This window comes from Rhizobium binae, assembly GCF_017357225.1.
GTDB classification, from domain to species: Bacteria; Pseudomonadota; Alphaproteobacteria; order Rhizobiales; family Rhizobiaceae; genus Rhizobium; species Rhizobium binae.
The window spans coordinates 2245184-2263535 of record NZ_CP071604.1 but is presented as its reverse complement, the minus strand read 5'-3'; the positions used below and the strand labels follow the sequence as shown (position 1 = coordinate 2263535).

17 protein-coding genes and 1 pseudogene are annotated in these 18352 nt (G+C 60.8%); 13 read left to right on the top strand and 5 right to left on the bottom strand.

What is annotated here, in order from left to right; translation table 11 throughout:
* The first annotated feature begins 21 nt into the window (after positions 1–21).
* Together J2J99_RS11100 and J2J99_RS34475 are read left to right on the top strand one after the other, a co-directional pair.
* Positions 22–177 (top strand): hypothetical protein, encoded by a 156-nt coding sequence (locus tag J2J99_RS11100; RefSeq protein WP_003539654.1) that lies wholly within the window; start codon positions 22–24, stop codon positions 175–177.
* A gap of 36 nt (positions 178–213) precedes the next feature.
* The gene (locus J2J99_RS34475) at positions 214–348 is read left to right on the top strand and encodes a hypothetical protein (protein ID WP_281410839.1); all 135 of its coding nucleotides are present in this window, start codon (positions 214–216) and stop codon (positions 346–348) included.
* Positions 349–495: 147 nt separating this feature from the next.
* Here the strand turns inward: J2J99_RS34475 and gyrA are convergent, their stop codons facing one another.
* Positions 496–3294 (bottom strand): DNA gyrase subunit A, encoded by a 2799-nt coding sequence (gene gyrA / locus J2J99_RS11095; RefSeq protein ID WP_168296889.1) that lies wholly within the window; start codon positions 3292–3294, stop codon positions 496–498.
* Positions 3295–3531: 237 nt separating this feature from the next.
* On the opposite strand from gyrA, the gene J2J99_RS11090 reads away from it, so the two are divergent.
* On the top strand, positions 3532–4179 hold the full coding sequence (locus J2J99_RS11090; protein ID WP_168296890.1) for a MarC family protein: 648 nt from the start codon (positions 3532–3534) through the stop codon (positions 4177–4179).
* A gap of 102 nt (positions 4180–4281) precedes the next feature.
* Here the strand turns inward: J2J99_RS11090 and J2J99_RS11085 are convergent, their stop codons facing one another.
* Positions 4282–4797 carry a single-stranded DNA-binding protein gene (locus tag J2J99_RS11085; protein ID WP_168296891.1) on the bottom strand — a complete coding sequence of 172 codons (516 nt, stop codon included), beginning with the start codon at positions 4795–4797 and terminating at the stop codon, positions 4282–4284.
* A gap of 282 nt (positions 4798–5079) precedes the next feature.
* On the opposite strand from J2J99_RS11085, the gene uvrA reads away from it, so the two are divergent.
* Genes uvrA through J2J99_RS11070 form a run of 3 tightly spaced genes read left to right on the top strand, consistent with a single transcriptional unit; the run spans position 5080 to position 9094 of the window.
* On the top strand, positions 5080–8001 hold the full coding sequence (uvrA, locus tag J2J99_RS11080) for an excinuclease ABC subunit UvrA (protein ID WP_168296892.1): 2922 nt from the start codon (positions 5080–5082) through the stop codon (positions 7999–8001).
* Positions 7998–8264 carry a hypothetical protein gene (locus J2J99_RS11075; RefSeq protein WP_168296893.1) on the top strand — a complete coding sequence of 89 codons (267 nt, stop codon included), beginning with the start codon at positions 7998–8000 and terminating at the stop codon, positions 8262–8264. Before uvrA ends, J2J99_RS11075 begins: the two co-directional genes overlap by 4 nt.
* A 23-nt stretch (positions 8265–8287) precedes the next feature.
* Positions 8288–9094: a DUF72 domain-containing protein gene (locus tag J2J99_RS11070; RefSeq protein WP_168296894.1), complete on the top strand. Its 807-nt coding sequence runs from the start codon at positions 8288–8290 to the stop codon at positions 9092–9094.
* A gap of 211 nt (positions 9095–9305) precedes the next feature.
* Here the strand turns inward: J2J99_RS11070 and J2J99_RS11065 are convergent, their stop codons facing one another.
* Positions 9306–10778: an NAD(P)H-hydrate dehydratase gene (locus J2J99_RS11065; RefSeq protein WP_168296895.1), complete on the bottom strand. Its 1473-nt coding sequence runs from the start codon at positions 10776–10778 to the stop codon at positions 9306–9308.
* A gap of 345 nt (positions 10779–11123) precedes the next feature.
* Here J2J99_RS11065 and J2J99_RS11060 point away from each other — a divergent pair, with 345 nt between their 5' ends.
* From J2J99_RS11060 to hspQ, 3 genes are all read left to right on the top strand, one after another.
* The gene (locus J2J99_RS11060) at positions 11124–11462 is read left to right on the top strand and encodes a P-II family nitrogen regulator (RefSeq protein ID WP_003539626.1); all 339 of its coding nucleotides are present in this window, start codon (positions 11124–11126) and stop codon (positions 11460–11462) included.
* Positions 11463–11540: 78 nt separating this feature from the next.
* Complete coding sequence (gene glnA / locus J2J99_RS11055; protein ID WP_168296896.1) at positions 11541–12950, top strand: type I glutamate--ammonia ligase; 1410 nt, start codon at positions 11541–11543, stop codon at positions 12948–12950.
* Positions 12951–13106: 156 nt separating this feature from the next.
* Positions 13107–13436, top strand: coding sequence for a heat shock protein HspQ (hspQ, locus tag J2J99_RS11050; protein WP_064802571.1), 330 nt, complete (start codon positions 13107–13109; stop codon positions 13434–13436).
* 378 nt (positions 13437–13814) lie between these two features.
* On the opposite strand, the gene J2J99_RS11045 is transcribed toward hspQ, so the two are convergent.
* Complete coding sequence (locus J2J99_RS11045) at positions 13815–14468, bottom strand: invasion associated locus B family protein (protein WP_168296897.1); 654 nt, start codon at positions 14466–14468, stop codon at positions 13815–13817.
* Between the two features lie 288 nt (positions 14469–14756).
* On the opposite strand from J2J99_RS11045, the gene J2J99_RS11040 reads away from it, so the two are divergent.
* The 4 genes and pseudogenes from J2J99_RS11040 to J2J99_RS34575 all read left to right on the top strand — a co-directional run bounded on the left by J2J99_RS11040 (position 14757) and on the right by J2J99_RS34575 (position 17763).
* Entirely contained in the window at positions 14757–16559 is a 1803-nt protein-coding gene (locus J2J99_RS11040) for an extracellular solute-binding protein (protein WP_168296898.1), read from the top strand.
* A gap of 61 nt (positions 16560–16620) precedes the next feature.
* Positions 16621–17292, top strand: a complete 672-nt coding sequence (locus J2J99_RS11035) for a DsbA family oxidoreductase (RefSeq protein WP_168296899.1) — start codon at positions 16621–16623, stop codon at positions 17290–17292.
* Positions 17198–17464: pseudogene (locus J2J99_RS34580) on the top strand (GrpB family protein); the annotation flags it as partial. The gene J2J99_RS11035 and the pseudogene J2J99_RS34580, both read left to right, overlap by 95 nt.
* A 32-nt stretch (positions 17465–17496) precedes the next feature.
* A complete protein-coding gene (locus tag J2J99_RS34575; protein WP_311043897.1) occupies positions 17497–17763 on the top strand; it encodes a GrpB family protein in 267 nt (88 codons plus the stop codon).
* Positions 17764–17869: 106 nt separating this feature from the next.
* Here the strand turns inward: J2J99_RS34575 and J2J99_RS11025 are convergent, their stop codons facing one another.
* A complete protein-coding gene (locus J2J99_RS11025) occupies positions 17870–18337 on the bottom strand; it encodes an OsmC family protein (protein ID WP_168296900.1) in 468 nt (155 codons plus the stop codon).
* Positions 18338–18352 lie beyond the last annotated feature (15 nt).

Here is an 18352-nt window from a genome sequence, read left to right as displayed (position 1 = left end):
TCGCGGCAGGAAGGACTGAAGATGCCCGGCAAGATTACGATGATTAACGTGCTCTGGATGGTAATGGTCACGGGCATGCTAACTGCAACTGTCGCTCTCTATGATCAGAAGGTCGATACCTCCAAGGTTTATGGTCCCTATGCTTCGGCCCGCACGGCCGTACTGGGCCAGTACTGAGGGGCGAGAACGCAACTCCCCAGGAAAGGAATGCCTATGTTCACGATCTTGACAGTGCTCACCGCGCTCATCAGCGTCATGTTCATCGTGTCCGTGGCCTCGACTATTTCAGCGATCCGGCGCGAAGGCGAAGAGGTGAAAGCGTTGAACGAAAAACATAGCGCATTCTGACATTTTCCCTTCCCCACCAAGAGCGGCAACCTTCCGCCGCCTCGGGTCATTCAAGGCCGGACGCACCCAGCGTCCGGCTTTTTTCTTGGGGACAAAGCAGGCTGAGCCCGAAAAGAAAGGGCGGCCCGAAGCCGCCCTTTCTCTTGATCATTCTTCGGCAACCGGCGTTTCGCCCGCTGAACCTTCCTCAACAACAGGAGCGCCTTCGGCGGTCTCGACGGCCTCTTCGGTCTCGTCTTCTTCCGGCTCGCTGATGCACTCGACCGAAACGACCTTCTCGTCCTTGGCCGTCGAGAAGATGGTGACGCCCTTGGTGGCGCGGCTGGCGATGCGGATGCCGCCGACCGGCACACGGATCAGCTGGCCGCCATCCGAAACCAGCATGATCTGATCGCCGTCATCAACTGGGAAGGCCGCAACCAGTTCGCCGATCTCGCCGGTCTTCGACGTGTCGGTGGCGCGGATGCCCTTGCCGCCGCGACCGGAGATACGGAAATCGTAAGACGACGAGCGCTTGCCGAAGCCCTTCTCGGAGACGGTGAGCACGAACTGCTCGCGTGCCTTCAGCTCCTCATAACGCTCATCGGAAAGCTGTCCCTCCTCGGTGACTTCCTCGCCGACGAGCGCGATATCCTCTTCATCGACACCCGTCGCGCGACGTTCGGCGGCGGAGCGCTTCAGATAGGCGGCACGTTCCCACGGCTCGGCATCGACATGGCCGACGATCGTCATCGAAATGATGCGATCGCCCTCGCCGAGATTGATGCCGCGCACGCCGATCGAGTTGCGGCCGGCGAAGACGCGAACGTCGTCGACGGAGAAGCGGATGCACTGGCCGAGCGCGGTGGTCAGCAGCACGTCGTCACGTTCCGTGCAGGTCTCGACGGAGAGGATTTCGTCGCCCTCTTCTTCGAGCTTCATGGCGATCTTGCCGTTGCGGTTGACCTGGACGAAATCCGACAGCTTGTTGCGGCGAACCGTGCCGCGCGTCGTCGAGAACATGACGTCGAGATTGTCCCAGCTCGCCTCGTCCTCGGGCAAGGGCAGGATGGTGGTAATGCGCTCGCCGGGCTCGAGCGGCAGCATGTTGATCAACGCCTTGCCGCGCGAGGTCGGCGTGCCGATCGGCAGGCGCCAGACCTTCTCCTTGTAGACGATGCCGCGCGAGGAGAAGAACAGAACCGGCGTATGGGTATTGACCACGAATAGCCGGCTAACGAAATCCTCGTCACGGGTGGTCATGCCGGAGCGGCCCTTGCCGCCACGGCGCTGGGCGCGGTAGGTGGTCAGCGGCACGCGCTTGATATAACCGAGATGCGAGACGGTGACGACCATGTCCTCGCGGGCGATGAGATCCTCATCGTCCATTTCGAGGCCGCCATCGACGATCTCGGTGCGGCGTGGTGTACCGAACTCGTCGCGCACGGCGGTGAGTTCATCCTTGACGATGGTCTGGATACGGACGCGCGAGGAAAGAATATCGAGATAATCCCGGATTTCCTCGCCTATCTTATTGAGTTCATCGCCGATTTCGTCACGACCAAGGGCCGTGAGGCGGGCAAGACGCAACTCGAGGATGGCGCGAGCCTGCTCCTCCGACAGATTGTACGTCATGTCCTCGTTGATGCGATGGCGCGGATCGTCGATCAGACGGATCAGGCTTTCGACATCTTCCGCCGGCCAGCGGCGAGTCATCAGCTCTTCGCGGGCCGACTGCGGATCGGGCGCCTGGCGGATGACACGGATGACTTCGTCGATGTTGGCGACGGCAATCGCGAGGCCGACCAAGACGTGGGCACGCTCGCGCGCCTTACGCAGCAGGAATTTCGTTCTCCGGCTAACGACCTCCTCGCGGAAAGAGACGAAGGCCCGCAACATGTCGAGCAGGGTCAGCTGTTCCGGCTTGCCGCCGTTCAGCGCCACCATGTTGCAGCCGAAGGAGGTCTGCAGCGGCGTATAACGATAGAGCTGATTGAGGATGACCTCGGCATTGGCGTCGCGCTTCAATTCGATGACGACGCGATAGCCCTGGCGGTCGGATTCGTCGCGCAGATCCGAAATGCCCTCGATACGCTTTTCACGCACGAGTTCGGCCATCTTCTCGATCATCGTCGCCTTGTTCACCTGATAGGGAATTTCGGTGATGATGATCTGTTCGCGGTCGCCGCGCATCGGCTCGATGGTGGCGACCCCGCGCATGATGACGGAACCGCGGCCGGTCTCATAGGCCGAGCGGATGCCGGCGCGGCCGAGGATCTTGGCGCCCGTCGGGAAATCGGGACCGGGAATGATCTGCATCAATTCCGGCAGTTCGATCGCCGGATCGTCGATCAGCGCGATGCAGCCGTTGATGACTTCCGACAGGTTATGCGGCGGAATGTTGGTCGCCATGCCGACGGCGATGCCGCCAGCGCCGTTGACGAGCAGGTTCGGGAATTTCGCCGGAACCACGACCGGCTCGGAGAGCGTGCCGTCATAGTTGTCGCGGAAGTCGACGGTTTCCTTGTCGAGATCGTCGAGCAGCGAATGGGCGGCCTTTTCGAGGCGGCATTCGGTGTAACGTTCGGCCGCCGGCGGATCGCCGTCGACGGAGCCGAAATTCCCCTGACCGTCGATCAGCGGCAGCCGCAGCGACCAGGGCTGCGCCATGCGGGCGAGCGCATCATAGATCGCGGCATTGCCGTGCGGATGGTATTTACCCATCACATCGCCGGTGACGCGGGCGCATTTGACGTATTTCTTGTTCCAGTCGATGCCGAGCTCGGACATGCCGTAGAGGATGCGCCGGTGCACGGGCTTCAGACCGTCGCGCACGTCGGGCAACGCGCGGCTGACGATGACGCTCATGGCGTAATCGAGATACGACCGCTGCATTTCCTCCATGATGGAGATGGGCTCGATGCCTGGCGGGAGCTTCCCGCCGCCGGGGGGTGTTTGCTCAGTCAAAACAGATCACGATCTCTTCTAGAATCACTTGAAGATTTATAGCGGAAAGCCTGTTCCCGCGCCAATTTCCGAGCGCGTTTTGAACAGGCTTTTGCGGCCGAAAAAGGGTAAAGCACGGGAGTTGTGCGGCCGGACCGGACAAATCCGTCGCGGGCCGCCGCGGCACATTTGCCAAATCCAAATCCCCGCTTCACAATCGCAGTAAATCACGCACCCATATGGGCTTTCGGAGAGACGATGGCAAGCGCCGACCAATTGATCAACGCCTTCACGACGCTTCTCGTCACCATCGATCCCCCAGGGCTGGCGCCGTTGTTCCTGGGGTTGACAACCGGCATGAGCAGAGCCCAGCGCACGCAGGTGGCGCTGCGCGGTTCGACCATCGCCTTCATCATCCTGGCGGTCTTTGCGCTGTTCGGCGCCGGCGTGCTCGGCGTACTCGGCATCTCGATCGGCGCCTTCCGCATCGCCGGCGGGCTGCTGCTCTTCTGGATTGCCTTCGAAATGGTCTTCGAGAAGCGGCAGGACCGCAAGGAGAAGGCGACCGAGGTGGCGATCACCAAGGATCATATCGAAAATGTCGCCGTCTTTCCCCTCGCCTTGCCGCTGATCGCCGGCCCTGGGGCGATTTCGGCGACGATCCTGCTTGCCGGGACGCTCGCGACCTCGATCGGAAAGCTGCAGCTGATCGGCGTCCTTGCCGCCAATCTGCTGCTGACCTTCCTCATGCTGCTCGTTGCCGAACGGCTCGACCGTTTCCTTGGCGTCACCGGCCGGGCAATCCTGACACGGCTGCTCGGTGTCATCCTTGCCGCGCTCGCGGCGCAATTCGTCGTCGACGGGGCAAAATCGGCGCTCAATCTGATCAGCGCGACGCCGCACTGACAAGGTGCCGGCGGAAGCACCGTAGCTGGAAAACAGAGAGAGCATGGTGCCGTTCAGGACACCATGCTCTCAGCTGGTTATAAAGTCAGGAGCCGCGATCGATCAGAACGGGATGTCGTCGTCGAGATCGCGCGAGAAGTTGCCGCCGCCACCACCGCGGTTCGACGATGAGGACGGCGCCGGGGCGCCGTAATCGTCGCCGTAATCATTGTTGCTGCCGCCGCCGCGGCCGCCGCCGAAGCCGGGGCTCGCACCGCCGCCCTCGCCGCGTCCATCAAGCATGGTCAGCGTCGAATTAAAGCCCTGCAGCACCACTTCCGTCGAATAACGGTCCTGGCCCTGCTGGTCCTGCCACTTGCGGGTCTGCAGCTGGCCTTCGATATAGAGCTTGGCGCCCTTCTTCACATATTGCTCGACAACCTTGCAGAGGCCTTCGTTGAAGACGACGACAGTGTGCCATTCGGTCTTTTCGCGGCGTTCGCCGGAATTGCGGTCGCGCCAGGTCTCCGAGGTCGCGATACGGAGATTGGCGATCGGCCGGCCATCCTGAGTGCGGCGGATTTCGGGATCTGCACCCACGTTTCCAACCAGAATTACCTTGTTCACGCTACCAGCCATGCTTCTCACCCTGCCTGCCGCCCTGCCGGGCGGCGTTAATCGATCAGCGCATCTTAAACCATCGCGGACCGCCAATGCGCGTAAACGGTCATTCATCCACATGTTTATCCATCAGAAAGCCGCATGCATTCATCAGGAATTTTGTTCTTTATTTGTTCTAGTTTATCCGTATGATCCTGTCAACAGAATCGAAAACCTTGAAGCTTCCCGGATATTCAGCCTCGACTCGCCCGCCGGCATCACTAAATAAGGGCTGTTATCCAGAAAACCAAAGCAGAGACGATGAGCGAACTGAAGACGATCTCCATCCGCGGCGCGCGCGAGCATAATTTAAAGAGCATCGATCTCGATCTGCCGCGCAACAAGCTGATCGTCATGACCGGTCTTTCGGGCTCGGGCAAATCCTCGCTCGCCTTCGACACGATCTACGCCGAGGGCCAGCGGCGTTATGTCGAAAGCCTGTCGGCCTATGCCCGGCAGTTCCTCGAAATGATGCAGAAGCCCGATGTCGACCAGATCGACGGGCTGTCGCCTGCAATCTCGATCGAGCAGAAGACCACGTCGCGTAACCCGCGCTCGACGGTCGGCACCGTCACCGAGATCTACGACTATATGCGCCTGCTCTTTGCGCGCGTCGGCGTTCCCTATTCGCCGGCGACCGGCCTGCCGATCGAGAGCCAGACCGTCAGCCAGATGGTCGACCGCATCCTCGCTTTCGGCGAAGGCACCCGTCTTTATATTCTCGCGCCACTCGTGCGCGGGCGTAAGGGCGAATACAAGAAGGAACTGGCGGAGCTGATGAAGAAGGGCTTCCAGCGTGTCAAGGTCGACGGCCAGTTCTACGAAATCGCCGAGGCACCTGTTCTCGACAAGAAATACAAGCACGACATCGACGTCGTCGTCGACCGCATCGTCGTGCGCTCCGATGTCTCGGCGCGCCTGGCCGACAGCCTGGAGACCTGCCTGAAGCTGGCCGACGGGCTGGCAGTCGCCGAATTCGCCGACAAGCCGCTGCCGCCGGAGGAAACGTCGGCCGGCGGCTCGGCCAACAAGTCGCTGAACGAGACGCATGAGCGCGTGCTGTTTTCGGAGAAATTCGCCTGCCCGGTCTCGGGCTTTACCATTCCGGAAATTGAGCCCCGCCTGTTCTCGTTCAACAACCCCTTCGGCGCCTGCCCGACCTGCGACGGTCTGGGCGCCCAGCAGAAGATCGACCCCGACCTGATCGTGCCCGAACCCGAGCGGACGCTGCGCGACGGGGCGATCGCGCCCTGGGCCAAGTCGACCTCGCCCTATTATAATCAGACGCTGGAAGCGCTCGGCAAGCATTACGGCTTCAAGCTCGGCACCCGCTGGAACGATCTTTCCGACGAGGCCAAGGATGTGATCCTCAACGGTACCGACGAGAAAATCGAATTCCATTACGCCGACGGCGCCCGTTCCTATACGACCCATAAGAACTTCGAGGGCATCATCACCAATCTCGAGCGCCGCTGGAAGGAGACGGATTCCGCCTGGGCGCGCGAGGATATCGAGCGCTTCATGTCGGCCGCCCCCTGCCCTTCCTGCAACGGCTATCGGCTGAAGCCGGAAGCGTTGGCGGTGAAGATCAACAGGCTGCATATCGGCGAAGTGACCGAGATGTCGATCCGCGTCGCCCGCGACTGGTTCGAAACGCTGCCGGCGACCTTCAACGCCAAGCAGAACGAGATCGCCGTCCGCATTCTCAAGGAGATCCGCGACCGGCTGCGCTTCCTCAACGATGTCGGCCTGGAATATCTCAGCCTGTCGCGTAATTCCGGCACGCTGTCGGGCGGCGAAAGCCAGCGCATCCGCCTCGCCTCGCAGATCGGCTCGGGCTTGACGGGCGTACTTTACGTGCTCGACGAGCCGTCGATCGGCTTGCATCAGCGCGACAACGCCCGATTGCTCGACACGCTGAAGCACCTGCGCGATATCGGCAATACCGTGATCGTCGTCGAGCATGACGAGGATGCCATCCTGACGGCCGATGACGTCGTCGACATCGGCCCCGCGGCCGGTATCCATGGCGGCCAGGTCATCGCCCATGGCACGCCGCAGGATATCATGAACAATCCGAAGTCGCTGACCGGCAAATATCTCTCGGGCGAACTCGGTGTTCCGGTTCCGGACGAGCGCCGCAAGCCGAAGAAGGGTCGCGAGATCAAGGTCGTCGGCGCGCGCGGCAACAATCTGAAGAACGTCACCGCCTCGATCCCGCTCGGCGTCTTTACGGCGGTGACCGGCGTTTCCGGCGGCGGCAAGTCCACCTTCCTGATCGAGACGCTGTATAAATCGGCGGCACGCCGCGTCATGGGTGCGCGCGAAATTCCGGCTGACCACGACCGTATCGACGGTTTCGAGCATATCGACAAGGTGATCGACATCGACCAGTCGCCGATCGGCCGCACGCCGCGCTCGAACCCGGCGACCTATACCGGCGCCTTCACGCCGATCCGCGACTGGTTCGCCGGCCTCCCGGAAGCCAAGGCGCGCGGCTATCAGCCGGGCCGCTTCTCCTTCAACGTCAAGGGCGGGCGCTGCGAAGCTTGCCAGGGCGACGGCGTCATCAAGATCGAGATGCACTTCCTGCCCGACGTCTACGTCACTTGCGACGTCTGTCACGGCAAACGCTACAATCGCGAGACGCTCGACGTCACCTTCAAACAGAAGTCGATCGCGGACGTGCTCGATATGACGGTGGAGGAAGGCGTCGATTTCTTCGCGGCGGTGCCGGCCGTGCGCGACAAGCTGCAATCGCTGAAGGATGTCGGCCTCGGTTACATCAAGGTCGGCCAGCAGGCCAACACGCTTTCCGGGGGCGAGGCGCAGCGCGTCAAGCTTGCCAAGGAGCTGTCGAAACGCTCGACCGGGCGTACGCTCTATATTCTCGACGAACCGACGACCGGACTGCATTTCCACGACGTCGCCAAGCTGCTCGAAATGCTGCACGAGCTGGTCAATCAGGGCAATTCGGTTGTGGTGATCGAGCACAATCTCGAAGTCATCAAGACGGCCGACTGGGTGCTCGATTTCGGCCCCGAGGGCGGCGATGGCGGCGGCGAGATCGTCGCAACCGGCACGCCTGAGGCGATCGTCAAGGAGAAGCGGTCCTATACCGGACAGTTCCTCAAGGAATTGCTGGAACGGCGGCCGGCCAAGAGGGCGGCTGCGGCGGAATGACGATGAGGCTGGCGTCGCCCGATGATCTCCAAACGGTCACGACGCTGACGGCAGCCGCCTATCGCCCCTATACCGAACTCTTCGGCTCGCCACCGATTCCCGTGACGGAAGACTACAGGCCACGGATCGAACGCGGCGAGGTGTGGCTGCGCGACATCGGCGGCAAAATCGCAGGGCTCATTTCAGGAAATGGTCGCCGGCCGAACGAGTATCGGCCAGGATGGACGCTCGTCGATATGACGAAAGTGATCGATGCGGCCTGACGGCTGTCAACTGGGAGGACGACATGACGAAATCCGGCACTATCCGCACCGGCATCGGCGGCTGGACCTTCGAGCCCTGGCGCGGGCATTTCTTTCCCGATGATCTCAAACAGAAGGACGAGCTGCATTATGCCAGCCGCCAGCTGAAGGTCATCGAGGTCAATGGCACCTATTACAGCACCCAGAAGCCGGCGGTCTTTGCCAAATGGGCAGCCGATGTGCCCGAAGGTTTCGTCTTTTCGCTGAAGGCGACGCGGTTCGTCACCAATCGGCGGGTGCTCGCCGAGGCCGGGGAATCGATGGAGCGATTCCTGTCATCTGGAATCAGCGAGCTCGGCGATCATCTCGGGCCGCTGCTCTGGCAGTTTGCGCCGACGAAAAAGTTCGATCCGGAAGATTTCGAGGCCTTCCTGAAGCTGCTGCCGGCAAAACAGGACGGGCTGGCGCTTCGCCACGTAGTCGAGGTCCGGCACGATTCTTTCAAGGTGCCGGAATTCGTCGCCCTGCTTGCCAAATACGGTGTGGCGCCGGTTTGCGCCGAACATTTCGAATATCCGATGATCGCCGACGTCACGGCCGATTTCGTGTATGCCAGGCTGCAGAAGGGATCGGACGATATTCCGACCTGCTATCCCGACAAGGACTTGAAGGCCTGGGCGGACAGGTTCGAGACCTGGGCGGAAGGCAAGGTACCCGACGATCTGCCGCTGATCAATAAAGAGCGCAAGGTCAAGGTCGAGCCGCGCGACGTCTTCGCCTTTATGATCCATGAGGGCAAGGTGAATGCGCCGCATGGGGCGATCGCCCTGCAGAAATTGCTGCCGAAATAAATCGAGCTAAGAGGCTTTCCTGTGGGATTGCAGCATTCTGTTGGCTGAAACGGAGTCGGATGGTCGACCGGCCCGTTTCAGCCACCCTCGCAGATTTGCCTGGCAAATCTGCAGGACTTAGGAATCGCCGGACGCACTGGTCGCTTCGCCACGGCGAAGCGGTACGGCCGCTGAGGCCCGGCAGAATGCTGCAATCTAACCAGGAAACGCTCTAAAGCGGCAGCACCGCCGCTGCGAGATCTTCTGCCGTCAGCCCTTTGCCAGCGCGGCGGGCGGCCTCTCCATGCAGCCAGACGCCGGCGGCCGCCGCCTCGAAGGCCGGCAGTCCCTGGGCGAGCAATCCACCGATAATGCCGGCGAGCACATCGCCGGAACCGGCGGTGGCAAGCCAAGCCGGCGCATTGGTATTGATCAGTGCGCGGCCGTCCGGCGAGGCGATGACGGTATCGGCGCCTTTATAGACGATCGCGGCATTGGCGCGGCGGGCGGCGGCCAGGGCCTTGTCGACCTTGCCCAGCGCATCGTCGCCGCCGATCTCGGGAAACAGCCGCGAAAATTCGCCCTCGTGCGGTGTCAGCACCAGGCGCGGCTCGCCTTGGAAAAGATCGAAAAGCTGTTGCGGATCATCCTTGAACGAGGAGATTCCGTCGGCATCGAGCACAAGCCGGCGGTCGGAAAGGGCAGTGACATAGGCGCGCGCCCTGGCGCCGATACCGAAACCGGGACCGAGGACGAAGGTCTGCAGCCGGGAGTCCGACAGCCAGTCTTCAAGTTCGGCGGCACCGTCGATCGCATGCAACATGACCGCTGTCAGATGCACGGCATTGGCGGCCATTGCCGCATGGGGCGCCGCGATCGTCACAAGGCCGGCACCGGCCTTCAGGCCGGAGGCCGCCGACATGCGCGCGGCACCCGTCTTGCCGGCCTCGCCCGAGAAGACGACGAGGTGGCCGCGCTTGTATTTGTGGGTCTCCAGCTGCTCGGGCGGCAGCACGGCCTTCCAGGCATCCGGTTTGTTCTCGGCGATAATACCACCTGCCTCGGCCCTGACGATGCGGGCGGGAATGCCGATATCGAAGACCGCGAGCTCGCCGCAAAGCTCCCTGCCCGGCATCAGCAGATGGCCGGGCTTGCGCGTCATGAAGGTGATGGTGTTGCATGCGTGGAAGGCTGCGCCCAGCACCTTGCCGGTGCGGCCGTCGAGACCGGAGGGCAGGTCGATCGCAAGCACCGGAATGTCGGCATCGGCGACTTGCTCGACCACCGTGCGGACAGCGGCCGGAACCGGGCGTGCGAGCCCCGCGCCGAACAGGCCGTCGACGACGACATCGCCGCTTTTGGGCCGGTAGAGCTCAAGCCCCTGCCCCTGAAGCGCGCAGCCGGCCCGGGCGCGGGCGGCGTCACCTTTCAGCCTCGCCGGATCGCCCAGATGAAACAACGCGACCTTCGCCCCGCTCTGCTGCAGATGTCGTGCCGCGACATAGGCGTCGCCGCCATTGTTGCCCGGTCCGCAGAACACGGCGAATCGCAGGGCGCCTGGATAGAGGCGCAATGCGGCGGCCGCGGTCGCTGCCCCTGCCTTTTCCATCAGACCGAAACTATCGATACCAGATGCTGCCGCCGCAGCGTCGACGGCGGCCATTTCGGCGGGGGTGAGGAGAAGGTCGGACAGATGTTCGCTCATCAGCCTATTCAATTCAAAAAACGCCCAAAAAACAACCGTCTGCAACAGCAATGAAAAGCCTGCAATTCGTGCATTTGCCTATATTTTCATCGCCGAAAGCAGCGCTTCAGGATTCGCGAGGAAAGCTGATTTTTTCGGTTTCCGACACGATTTTGGATCGGAGTCCATGTTTTTTCGCCTCTTGGCTCACCAAATCGACATGGAATTCCCGGCAAGCGCGCCGGTTTTGACAAAATCGACGTCTTTTTTCATCAAGATGGATTTCAAACTGGCACGATATCTGCATCATATCCGGCGAGCGGGAAACATCCTGCCATAACAGGAGAAGCGGAGAGACATTTTCTCATGAAAAAGATCGAAGCGATCATTAAGCCCTTCAAGCTGGACGAAGTGAAGGAAGCCCTTCAGGAAGTCGGACTGCAGGGTATCACAGTCACGGAAGCCAAGGGCTTCGGCCGTCAGAAGGGCCACACGGAGCTCTACCGCGGCGCCGAATATGTTGTCGATTTCCTGCCGAAGGTGAAAGTCGAGGTCGTACTGGCCGACGAAAACGCGGAGGCCGTCATCGACGCGATCCGCAAGGCGGCGCAAACCGGCCGCATCGGTGACGGAAAGATCTTCGTCTCGAATGTCGAAGAGGTTATCCGCATCCGCACCGGCGAGACCGGCATCGATGCCATCTGAGCACTTTGCCTACCGCGCAAAGTCCGATACCGTCACCGCGCCCACCTATTGTCATTGCAAATTGGAGGAAGGTATTTAATGGCGACCGCAAGCGAAATTCTGAAGCAGATCCAGGAAAACGACGTAAAGTTCGTCGATCTGCGTTTCACCGACCCGAAGGGCAAGCTGCAGCATGTGACGATGGACGTTGCCTGCGTCGACGAAGACATGTTCGCCGACGGCGTGATGTTCGACGGCTCCTCGATCGGCGGCTGGAAGGCCATCAACGAGTCCGACATGGTGCTGATGCCCGATACCGAGACGGTGCATATGGACCCATTCTTCGCTCAGTCGACCATGGTTATCGTCTGCGACATTCTCGATCCGGTCTCCGGCGAGGCCTATAATCGCGACCCGCGCGGCACCGCCAAGAAGGCCGAAGCCTATCTCAAGGCCTCCGGCATCGGCGACACGATCTTCGTCGGGCCGGAAGCCGAATTCTTCGTTTTCGACGACGTCAAGTACAAGGCAGATCCGTACAATACCGGCTTCAAGCTGGATTCGACGGAGTTGCCGTCGAACGACGACACAGATTACGAAACCGGCAACCTCGGCCATCGCCCGCGCGTCAAGGGCGGCTATTTCCCGGTTCCGCCTGTTGACAGCGCCCAGGATATGCGTTCGGAAATGCTGACGGTTCTCTCCGAAATGGGCGTCGTCGTCGAGAAGCATCACCATGAAGTGGCAGCCGCCCAGCACGAACTCGGCATCAAGTTCGACACGCTGGTGCGCAATGCAGACAAGATGCAGATCTACAAATATGTCGTGCATCAGGTGGCGAACGCCTATGGCAAGACCGCGACCTTCATGCCGAAGCCGATCTTCGGCGACAATGGCTCGGGCATGCATGTGCACCAGTCGATCTGGAAGGGCGGCAAGCCGACCTTCGCCGGCGACGAATATGCCGGCCTCTCCGAGACCTGCCTCTACTATATCGGCGGTATCATCAAGCATGCCAAGGCGATCAACGCCTTCACCAACCCGTCGACGAACTCCTACAAGCGTCTCGTTCCGGGTTATGAAGCGCCGGTGCTACTCGCCTATTCGGCCCGCAACCGCTCGGCCTCCTGCCGCATTCCGTTCGGCTCCAACCCAAAGGCCAAGCGCGTCGAAGTCCGCTTCCCGGATCCGACCGCCAACCCCTACCTCGCCTTTGCCGCCATGCTGATGGCGGGCCTTGACGGCATCAAGAACAAGATCCATCCCGGCAAGGCCATGGACAAGGATCTCTACGACCTGCCGCCGAAGGAATTGAAGAAGATCCCGACCGTCTGCGGCTCGTTGCGCGAAGCACTCGAAAGCCTCGACAAGGACCGCAAGTTCCTGACGGCCGGCGGCGTCTTCGACGACGACCAGATCGACGCCTTCATCGAACTGAAGATGGCAGAAGTGATGCGTTTCGAAATGACGCCGCACCCGGTCGAATACGACATGTACTATTCGGCCTGATCCAGAAGATTGAGAGCCCCGGCTTGCCGGGGCTTTCGCCTCCCACGTCACGGACGCAAAAGGCGAGGATATGACGTTCATGTGACAGACTGCGCTCAAAAATCTTGATTTATGAGCCACCAATCACCAAATTTGGTGATGAAAGGAAGTCGTACCATGAAAGAAAGACTAGCAAAATTCAGTATCGGCGAAGTGGTTCGGCACAAGGTTTTTCCGTTTCGCGGCGTGATCTTCGACGTGGACCCGGAGTTTGCCAATACGGAGGAATGGTGGAATTCCATTCCCGCCGAGGTGCGGCCGAGCAAGGACCAGCCCTTCTACCACCTGCTCGCAGAAAATGATGAAAGCGAATATGTCGCTTATGTCTCCGAGCAGAACCTGGTGAATGACGAAAGCGGGACACCGCTTCGCAATCCGCAGATCTATCAGATTTTCGATCAGGCCCCGTCAGGGCAGTTCAAACCCAAGATGAGCTTCGCCCACTAGATCAGACTTGCCGATCCATGAAACAAGGCCTCGCCCCTCCCAGCGGGGCCTTTTTCTTTTGACAGCAAATCCGACTTGCCCGGTAAGGTGCTGGCAATCCTCGTCAATTTCTCTCTTGCCTTTCGCTGGGCGACCCCTCAACCGGGGCCGCCACCTTCTCCCCGTAACCGGCGCGAAGGGCATATGCCGTGACCTCTCCGCCCCATCCACCTCGTATGCACGTCCCCTCGCCCCGTTTGCGGCGTTCCACAGGACGCGTCGAGACCAGTGGCTCGACCCCCGGCAAGGGTTAGGGTGAGGAGCAAATCCACGAGGCAGGCGGTCGATCAACAAAAAACCCGGCCTGGAGCCGGGTTTCTATTCGATATGGCGACAGGCTTACTGCGCCTTGGCTGCCTTCTGGGCGTCTTCCAGCTTCTTGCGGGCTTCCTCGGCCTTCTTCTGCATGCCTTCCTGCAGGCTGCGCTGGGTTTCGGCAAGCTTGTTTTCAGTAATCGGTTCGCCGTCATAAGCGCCGGTGAAGCCCTCGAGCGAGATCTTGATCGGGTTCGGGGCGCGGCGGAAGTTGATCGAGGTGAAGATCACGTCGCTGCCCTTCTTGAGGCTGGCGATCATCGCATCGGTCAACGGGATTTCGGCGGTGCACTTGTCCGGCAGGCAGACGGCGTAGTCGAGCTTCTGCCCCTTGCCGCCATCGATCTGCATCATGATGCCGGGGGGAATCAGGCGCGCGGTCGGAACGGAAACCTGCAGGAGCTTGCGGTTGATCTTGCCGGTGACCGAGATCAGGCCGACGGCCGTGACGAGCTGGCCGCCATTGGCGAGAATCAGGTTCTGGACAACACAGATGTCGTTGTCTTCCTGCTTGCTGCAGGTCTTGTACCAACCAAGCTTAGGAGCGCCGACGCCCTGGGCCGGAGCCTGTGCCGGCGCATCCTGCGCGAACGAGGAGACCGGAGCCGAAGCGGCGCCGAACATCACTGCCAGAACGGACAGTGCTGCCCGCATTTTCTTTTCAGACTTGAACATCATAACGAATTCCGTCTCCTGATATCCGTTCGGGGCAGCGACCTGCCGCCCCAACCATCGGGTCGTTCGGCACTCCACCTCATGGAAAAATGAGGCAAATGCATGACCCCGAAACTTCGGGTTCACCTGTTACATCGCAGCGTTCAAGATATCCAGCATTTCTTTGGCAATTCGAGCAGCTATTTCGTCGACGGCGCTAAAGAAATCGCGCACGCGTGTTGGAATCGGTCGACCCCATGCTAATCTCCGGCGTGAATCGTGCCCATTTTCGCGGATTTCAAGGATTGCCGAATGCTCCGTATCGTCGTCCCTCTCGCCCTCTCGCTGCTCTGCGGCACCGTCGCCGCCGAACCGCTGCATGGCATTGCGATGCACGGCGCGCCGGCGCTGCCGCCTGATTATAAGCACTTCCCTTACGTCAATCCCGACGTCAAGAAGGGCGGCAAGATCACCTATGGCGTCGTCGGCACCTTCGACAACCTCAATCCATTTATTCTAAAGAGCATGCGCACGACGGCTCGCGGCATGTGGGACCCGGACTATGGCAATCTCGTCTACGAATCGTTGATGCAACGCTCCAGGGACGAGCCCTTCACGCTGTACGGCCTGCTAGCCGAAACGGTCGAATGGGACGACGACAGGAGCTTCATCCAGTTCAACCTCAATCCGAAGGCGAAATGGTCCGACGGCCAGCCGGTGACGCCCGAAGATGTGATGTTCAGCTTCGAGCTGTTGCGTGACAAAGGCCGCGTCCCATTTTCCAACCGCCTCAAGGTCGTCGCTAAAATGGAGAAGGTCGGCGAACACAGCATGCGCTTCACCTTCAATGACAAGGCCGATCGAGAGACGCCTTTGATTTTCGGCCTTTTCCCGGTGCTGCCGAAACATGCGATCGATCCGGAAACCTTTGACCGCACTTCGCTGACGCCGCCGGTCGGTTCCGGCCCCTACAAGGTGAAGGTGGTGAAGCCCGGCGAAAGCATCACCTATGAACGCGACCCGAACTACTGGGGCAAGGACATTCCTGCCAAGGTCGGCACCGACAATTACGATCAGATCACCATCCAGTATTATCTGCAGGACACGACGTTGTTCGAAGCCTTCAAGAAGGGCGATGTCGACATCTATCCCGACGGCAATCCCGGCCACTGGGCCAATGCCTACAACTTCCCCGCCGCCACCTCCGGGGCCGTGATCAAGGATGTGTTCACGCCGAAACTGCCAAGCGGCATGCTCGGCTTCGTGTTCAACACGCGGCGGCCGATCTTTGCCGATCCGAAGGTGCGTGAAGGCCTGTCCCTGGTGTTCGATTTCGAATGGGCGAACAAGAACCTCTATTCCGGCGCCTATAAGCGCACGCAGAGCTTCTGGCAGAATTCGGAACTTTCGAGTTTCGGCGTTCCCGCCAATGCTGCGGAGCTCGCACTGCTCGGGCCGATCAAGGACAGAATCACGCCTGATCTTCTCGACGGCACCTACAAGCTGCCGGTCACCGACGGCTCCGGACGCGACCGCAACGTGCTGAAGCAGGCGGTCGAAAGGTTGAAACAGGGTGGCTATACGATCCAGGGCGGCAAGATGGTTGACGCTTCAGGGCGCCAGCTCGCCTTTGAAATCATGACGCAGAATGCCGACCAGGAGAAGCTCGCCGTCGCCTACCAGCGTTCACTGCAGGCGATCGGCATCGCCGCGTCGATCCGCACGGTCGATGATTCGCAGTACCAGAGCCGCACGAACAGCTTCGATTACGACATGATCATGAAGTCCTATACCTCGTCACTGTCACCTGGAAACGAACAGCTCGGCCGCTGGTCTTCGGCTGCCCGCACGCGCGAGGGCACCGACAGCTTTGCCGGCGCCAACGATCCTGATCTCGACACGCTGATCGACCATCTGTTGAGGGCGCGCTCGGCGGAAGATTTCACCGCGGCGGTGCGCTCCTACGACCGGCTGCTGCTGTCGAGCCACTACGTGCTGCCGCTTTATCACATGGACCAGCAATGGGTGGCGCGCAGCAAGCGTATCGGCCACCCCGACGCGGTACCGCTTTACGGCTACCAGCTGCCAGTCTGGTGGGATACAAGCGCCCAATAGAAGCGGCCAAACGCACGGCCCATGTCTCCTCCGGAGACGCAGAGAAACAAGGAAGATCATCATGGAGCGCATCACCATCGACGTCGTCTCGGATGTCGTATGCCCCTGGTGCTATCTCGGCAAGGCGCGGCTGGAGCTCGCCATCGCCGAGGTGCAGGACGAGATCGGCGTCGACATCAACTGGCGGCCATACCGGCTCAATCCCGACTATCCCAAGGAAGGCGTCGACCAGAAGAAGGCGCTGGCTGAGAAGCTCGGCGGCGAGGAGCGTGTGGCGCAGGCGCACAAGATGCTGACCGACTACGGCCGAGAGGTCGGCATCGCCTTCGATTTCGCGGCGATCAACATCGGCCCAAACACGCTCGACGCCCACCGGCTGATCCATTGGGCGATGATCGAAGGCCGCGAGAAGCAGGACAAGGTGGTTACGGCGCTGTTCAAGGCGAATTTCGAGGAAGGCCGCAATGTCGGCGATCACGCGGTGCTGCTCGATATCGCCGAGAAAGCCGGCCTCGACCGCTCGGTCATCGCCTCGCTGCTTGCCTCCGATGCCGACAGCAACCTTATCGTCGCCGAAATCACCGCGGCACAGGAAATGGGCGTCAACGGCGTGCCGTTCTTCATCTTCGACCAGCAGTATGCCGTCAGCGGCGCCCAGACGCCTGATGTGCTCGCGAATGCATTGCGTGATATCGCCAAGGCGAAGGCCGAGGCGCGATCGGGCCTCAACTGAGGCGCCGATGCGCATCGAGATCGAAGAGCCGCAACAAAGTTGGGTCGAGGATTTCCCAGCGCTCAAGCGCGCAATCATCGGCGCAGCACCCGCCGGGGCACATCTGCATCACATCGGCTCGACGGTCATTCCCGGACTTCCCGCCAAGAATGTCATCGATATTCAACTGACGGTGAACGATCTCGCTGACGTCGATGCCGACGCATTCGAAGAGGCAGGCTTCGAGCGCAGACCGATCGTCATCGATCACTGCCCTCCGGGACTGATCTGGCGGAAGCCGATCTGCGCAAGGCCTTCTATCGCAGCAAGGGGCGTCCGGCGAATCTGCACATCCGCGAGAAAGGCCGTTTCAATCAACGGTACTCTCTCCTTTGCCGCGATTTCCTGCGCGCTCATCCGATAGCGGCAAGCGCCTACGCCCTGATCAAGCAGCGGCTCGCCCAACGGTTCCCCGACGACGTCGATTTCTAGTACGACATCAAGGACCCGGTGTTCGACATCATCATGGACGGCGCCAATGACTGGGCAAGGCTGATCGGCTGGTCAGAACCGCCAGCCGGCTGAACGGTATCAGCCTTCAGCCCAGAACCGGAAGGCAGCGCACCTCGGTCTTCACAGAGTTGGCGATGAAACATTCGTCGTGGGCGCGATAGTGCAGCGCTTCGACCTCACTCGATGAGGGTTGCTTGTTGCCCGAGAAGACCACATGCGGGCGGAGTGTCACGACGGTCATGGCGAAACGGCCTTCGGCATTCTTCTCCATGATGCCTTCGGCGGCATCAGTGTAGGTGTCGACGCAGAATCGCTTCTTGGCGGCAATCGACAAGAACCAGAGCATGTGACAGCTCGAAAGCGAAGCGACGAAAGCCTCCTCCGGATCGACGGCGTCTTCGGCCGAATAGGGCAGCGGCACGACATGCGCGGATGAGGACGCCCTCACCTCGATGCCGCCGTCGAAGGTCCAGCGGTGGGCGCGGCTATAGCGGTTGTCGGTGAACGTCTCGCCGTTCCGCTCCCAGGCGATCGTCGCGCCATATGTTGCCATGTCAATCTCCCTCTG

What these genes read in the sequence shown, in the direction of transcription:
- J2J99_RS11100 (WP_003539654.1), top strand. Translation starts at nt 22, where the DNA reads ATGCCCGGCAAGATTACGATGATTAACGTGCTCTGGATGGTAATGGTC.
- J2J99_RS34475 (WP_281410839.1), top strand. Translation starts at nt 214, where the DNA reads ATGTTCACGATCTTGACAGTGCTCACCGCGCTCATCAGCGTCATGTTC.
- J2J99_RS11090 (WP_168296890.1), top strand. Translation starts at nt 3,532, where the DNA reads ATGGCAAGCGCCGACCAATTGATCAACGCCTTCACGACGCTTCTCGTC.
- J2J99_RS11085 (WP_168296891.1), bottom strand. Translation starts at nt 4,797, where the DNA reads ATGGCTGGTAGCGTGAACAAGGTAATTCTGGTTGGAAACGTGGGTGCA.
- uvrA (WP_168296892.1), top strand. Translation starts at nt 5,080, where the DNA reads ATGAGCGAACTGAAGACGATCTCCATCCGCGGCGCGCGCGAGCATAAT.
- J2J99_RS11075 (WP_168296893.1), top strand. Translation starts at nt 7,998, where the DNA reads ATGACGATGAGGCTGGCGTCGCCCGATGATCTCCAAACGGTCACGACG.
- J2J99_RS11070 (WP_168296894.1), top strand. Translation starts at nt 8,288, where the DNA reads ATGACGAAATCCGGCACTATCCGCACCGGCATCGGCGGCTGGACCTTC.
- J2J99_RS11065 (WP_168296895.1), bottom strand. Translation starts at nt 10,778, where the DNA reads ATGAGCGAACATCTGTCCGACCTTCTCCTCACCCCCGCCGAAATGGCC.
- J2J99_RS11060 (WP_003539626.1), top strand. Translation starts at nt 11,124, where the DNA reads ATGAAAAAGATCGAAGCGATCATTAAGCCCTTCAAGCTGGACGAAGTG.
- glnA (WP_168296896.1), top strand. Translation starts at nt 11,541, where the DNA reads ATGGCGACCGCAAGCGAAATTCTGAAGCAGATCCAGGAAAACGACGTA.
- hspQ (WP_064802571.1), top strand. Translation starts at nt 13,107, where the DNA reads ATGAAAGAAAGACTAGCAAAATTCAGTATCGGCGAAGTGGTTCGGCAC.
- J2J99_RS11045 (WP_168296897.1), bottom strand. Translation starts at nt 14,468, where the DNA reads ATGATGTTCAAGTCTGAAAAGAAAATGCGGGCAGCACTGTCCGTTCTG.
- J2J99_RS11040 (WP_168296898.1), top strand. Translation starts at nt 14,757, where the DNA reads ATGCTCCGTATCGTCGTCCCTCTCGCCCTCTCGCTGCTCTGCGGCACC.
- J2J99_RS11035 (WP_168296899.1), top strand. Translation starts at nt 16,621, where the DNA reads ATGGAGCGCATCACCATCGACGTCGTCTCGGATGTCGTATGCCCCTGG.
- J2J99_RS11025 (WP_168296900.1), bottom strand. Translation starts at nt 18,337, where the DNA reads ATGGCAACATATGGCGCGACGATCGCCTGGGAGCGGAACGGCGAGACG.